Annotated in this window: 1 protein-coding gene and 1 pseudogene; both read left to right on the plus strand. The window is 66.5% G+C overall.

Going from position 1 to position 4,049, the window contains the following annotated elements; translation table 11 throughout:
• Positions 1 to 472 (plus strand): annotated as a pseudogene (locus C2142_RS22750) (DNA-directed RNA polymerase subunit beta); the annotation flags it as partial.
• Positions 473 to 575: 103 nt separating this feature from the next.
• The coding region (locus tag C2142_RS22755; protein WP_241002724.1) for a DNA-directed RNA polymerase subunit beta' at positions 576 to 4,049 on the plus strand (3,474 nt) is incomplete at its 3' end.

The raw sequence follows: 4,049 nt of genomic DNA on the forward strand, positions 1-4,049 counted from the left end.
GATGCCGGTCTCGGTCGGCTACATGTACATCCTCAAGCTGCACCACCTGGTCGACGACAAGCTGCACGCCCGTTCGACCGGCCCGTACTCGATGATCACCCAGCAGCCGCTCGGTGGTAAGGCGCAGTTCGGTGGTCAGCGCTTCGGTGAGATGGAGGTGTGGGCCCTTGAGGCGTACGGCGCGGCCTACGCGCTGCAGGAGCTGCTCACCATCAAGTCCGACGACGTTCTCGGCCGCGTGAAGGTCTACGAGGCCATCGTCAAGGGCGAGAACATCCCCGAGCCCGGCATTCCCGAGTCCTTCAAGGTCCTCATCAAGGAAATGCAGTCGCTCTGCCTCAACGTGGAGGTGCTGTCCTCGGACGGCCAGTCCATCGAGATGCGGGACTCCGACGAGGACGTGTTCCGCGCCGCCGAGGAGCTCGGCATCGACCTGTCCCGGCGCGAGCCGAGCAGCGTCGAAGAGGTCTGACGGAGGCTGGGCCGGCTCTTAACCACTGAGAGCCGGCCCGCCCCCAGGCCCCCCTCAGACCACACGAACGACTCTCGACTTACGAAAGAGGGCTTGACGACCAGTGCTTGACGTCAACTTCTTCGACGAGCTCCGCATCGGCCTGGCCACCGCCGACGACATCCGCCAGTGGTCGCACGGCGAGGTCAAGAAGCCGGAGACCATCAACTACCGCACCCTGAAGCCCGAAAAGGACGGACTCTTCTGCGAGAAGATCTTCGGTCCGACCCGGGACTGGGAGTGCTACTGCGGCAAGTACAAGCGCGTCCGCTTCAAGGGCATCATCTGTGAGCGCTGCGGCGTCGAGGTGACCCGCGCCAAGGTGCGCCGTGAGCGGATGGGCCACATCGAGCTGGCCGCCCCGGTCACCCACATCTGGTACTTCAAGGGTGTCCCGTCCCGTCTGGGCTACCTGCTCGACCTGGCGCCGAAGGACCTCGAGAAGGTCATCTACTTCGCCGCCTACATGATCACCTGGGTCGATGACGAGCGCCGCCAGCGCGACCTCCCGTCCCTGGAGGCGCACGTCTCGGTTGAGCGTCAGCAGATCGAGAACCGCCGCGACTCCGACCTTGAGGCCCGTGCCAAGAAGGCCGAGACCGACCTGGCCGAGCTGGAGGCCGAGGGCGCCAAGGCCGACGTGCGCCGCAAGGTGCGCGAGGGTGCCGAGCGCGAGATGAAGCAGCTGCGCGACCGTGCGCAGCGCGAGCTCGACCGCCTCGACGAGGTGTGGGCCCGCTTCAAGAACCTCAAGGTCCAGGACCTCGAGGGCGACGAGCTGCTCTACCGCGAGCTGCGCGACCGCTTCGGCACCTACTTCTCCGGCTCGATGGGCGCGGCGGCCCTCAAGGACCGCCTCGAGACCTTCGACCTGGCGGAGGAGTCCGAGCGCCTGCGCGAGATCATCCGCACCGGCAAGGGCCAGAAGAAGACCCGTGCGCTCAAGCGCCTCAAGGTCGTCTCCGCGTTCCTGCAGACCACCAACAAGCCCAACGGCATGGTGCTGGACTGCGTCCCGGTCATCCCGCCGGACCTGCGTCCGATGGTGCAGCTGGACGGTGGCCGCTTCGCGACCTCCGACCTGAACGACCTGTACCGCCGCGTCATCAACCGCAACAACCGCCTGAAGCGGCTTCTCGACCTCGGTGCCCCCGAGATCATCGTGAACAACGAGAAGCGCATGCTCCAGGAGGCCGTCGACGCCCTGTTCGACAACGGCCGTCGTGGTCGCCCGGTCACGGGCCCCGGCAACCGTCCGCTGAAGTCCCTCAGCGACATGCTGAAGGGCAAGCAGGGTCGTTTCCGCCAGAACCTGCTCGGCAAGCGAGTCGACTACTCGGCCCGTTCGGTCATCGTCGTCGGCCCGCAGCTCAAGCTGCACCAGTGCGGTCTGCCCAAGGCCATGGCGCTGGAGCTCTTCAAGCCGTTCGTGATGAAGCGCCTGGTCGACCTGAACCACGCGCAGAACATCAAGTCGGCCAAGCGCATGGTCGAGCGCGCCCGCCCGGTCGTCTGGGACGTCCTCGAAGAGGTCATCGCCGAGCACCCGGTGCTGCTGAACCGTGCACCCACCCTGCACCGCCTCGGCATCCAGGCCTTCGAGCCGCAGCTGGTCGAGGGCAAGGCCATCCAGATCCACCCGCTCGTCTGCACCGCGTTCAACGCGGACTTCGACGGTGACCAGATGGCCGTCCACCTGCCGCTCTCCGCGGAGGCGCAGGCCGAGGCCCGCATCCTGATGCTGTCCTCGAACAACATCCTGAAGCCGGCCGACGGTCGCCCCGTCACCATGCCGACCCAGGACATGGTGCTCGGTCTGTTCTTCCTGACCTCGGACCGCGACAACGTGAAGGGCGCCGGCCGCTCCTTCTCGTCGACCGCCGAGGCGATCATGGCCTTCGACGCCCGCGAGCTGGACGTCCAGGCCCCGATCGAGCTGCGTCTGCCGATCGGCACCGTCCCGCCCCGCGGCTGGACCCCGCCGGTGGACGAGGAGGGCCAGTCGAGCTGGTTCGAGGGCGAGTCCTTCCGCCTGAACACCACCCTGGGCCGCGCGCTCTTCAACGAGCTGCTGCCCGAGGACTACCCGTTCGTCGACTACGAGGTGGGCAAGAAGCAGCTCTCCGCGATCGTCAACGACCTGGCGGAGCGCTACCCCAAGGTCACCGTCGCGGCGACCCTGGACAACCTGAAGGCGTCCGGCTTCCACTGGTCGACCCGTTCGGGTGTCACCGTCTCCATCTCGGACGTCATCGTCCCGCCGAGCAAGCCCCAGATCCTTGAGGGCTACGAGGCGAAGGCGGAGAAGGTCCAGAAGCAGTACGAGCGCGGTCTGATCACCAACGACGAGCGCAAGCAGGAGCTCGTCGGCATCTGGACCCAGGCGACCAACGAGGTCGCGGACGCCATGGCCGCGAACTTCCCGAAGACGAACCCCATCTTCATGATGGTCGACTCGGGTGCCCGTGGAAACATGATGCAGATGCGCCAGATCGCCGGTATGCGTGGTCTGGTGTCGAACGCCAAGAACGAGACCATCCCGCGACCCATCAAGGCGTCGTTCCGTGAGGGCCTCACCGTTCTGGAGTACTTCATCTCCACCCACGGTGCCCGTAAGGGTCTGGCCGACACCGCTCTGCGTACCGCCGACTCCGGTTACCTCACCCGTCGTCTGGTCGACGTCTCCCAGGACGTCATCATCCGCGAGGAGGACTGCGGCACCGAGCGCGGCCTGAAGCTGGCGATCGGCACCGTCGGTGCGGACGGCGTCCTGCGCAAGACGGACGACGTCGAGACCAGCGTCTACGCCCGCATGCTCGCCGAGGACATCACGGTGGACGGCAAGCTCCTTGCCACCGCCAACACCGACCTCGGTGACGTGCTGATCGACGAGCTGATCCGCCACGGCATCAGCGAGGTCAAGACCCGCTCGATCCTGACCTGTGAGTCGGCCGTCGGCACCTGCGCCATGTGCTACGGGCGCTCGCTGGCCACCGGCAAGCTGGTCGACATCGGTGAGGCGGTCGGCATCATCGCCGCCCAGTCCATCGGTGAGCCCGGTACCCAGCTGACCATGCGTACCTTCCACACCGGTGGTGTGGCCGGTGACGACATCACGCAGGGTCTGCCCCGTGTCGTCGAGCTTTTCGAGGCCCGTACCCCCAAGGGTGTGGCCCCGATCTCGGAGGCGCAGGGCCGGGTCCGCATCGAGGACACCGAGAAGACCCGCAAGCTGGTCATCACGCCGGACGACGGCAGCGACGAGATCGCCTACCCGGTCTCGAAGCGCGTGAAGCTGCTCGTCAGCGAGGGCGAGGCGGTCGAGGTCGGCCAGAAGCTGACCATGGGTGCCACCAACCCGCACGACGTGCTGCGGATCATGGGCCAGCGTGCCGTCCAGGTCCACCTGGTCGCCGAGGTCCAGAAGGTCTACAACTCGCAGGGTGTGTCGATCCACGACAAGCACATCGAGATCATCATCCGGCAGATGCTCCGCCGCGTGACGATCATCGAGTCGGGCGACGCCGAGCTGCTCCCG

The sequence above is a fragment of the Streptomyces sp. CB01881 genome (assembly GCF_002953255.1).
In the GTDB taxonomy this organism is placed as follows: domain Bacteria; phylum Actinomycetota; class Actinomycetes; order Streptomycetales; family Streptomycetaceae; genus Kitasatospora.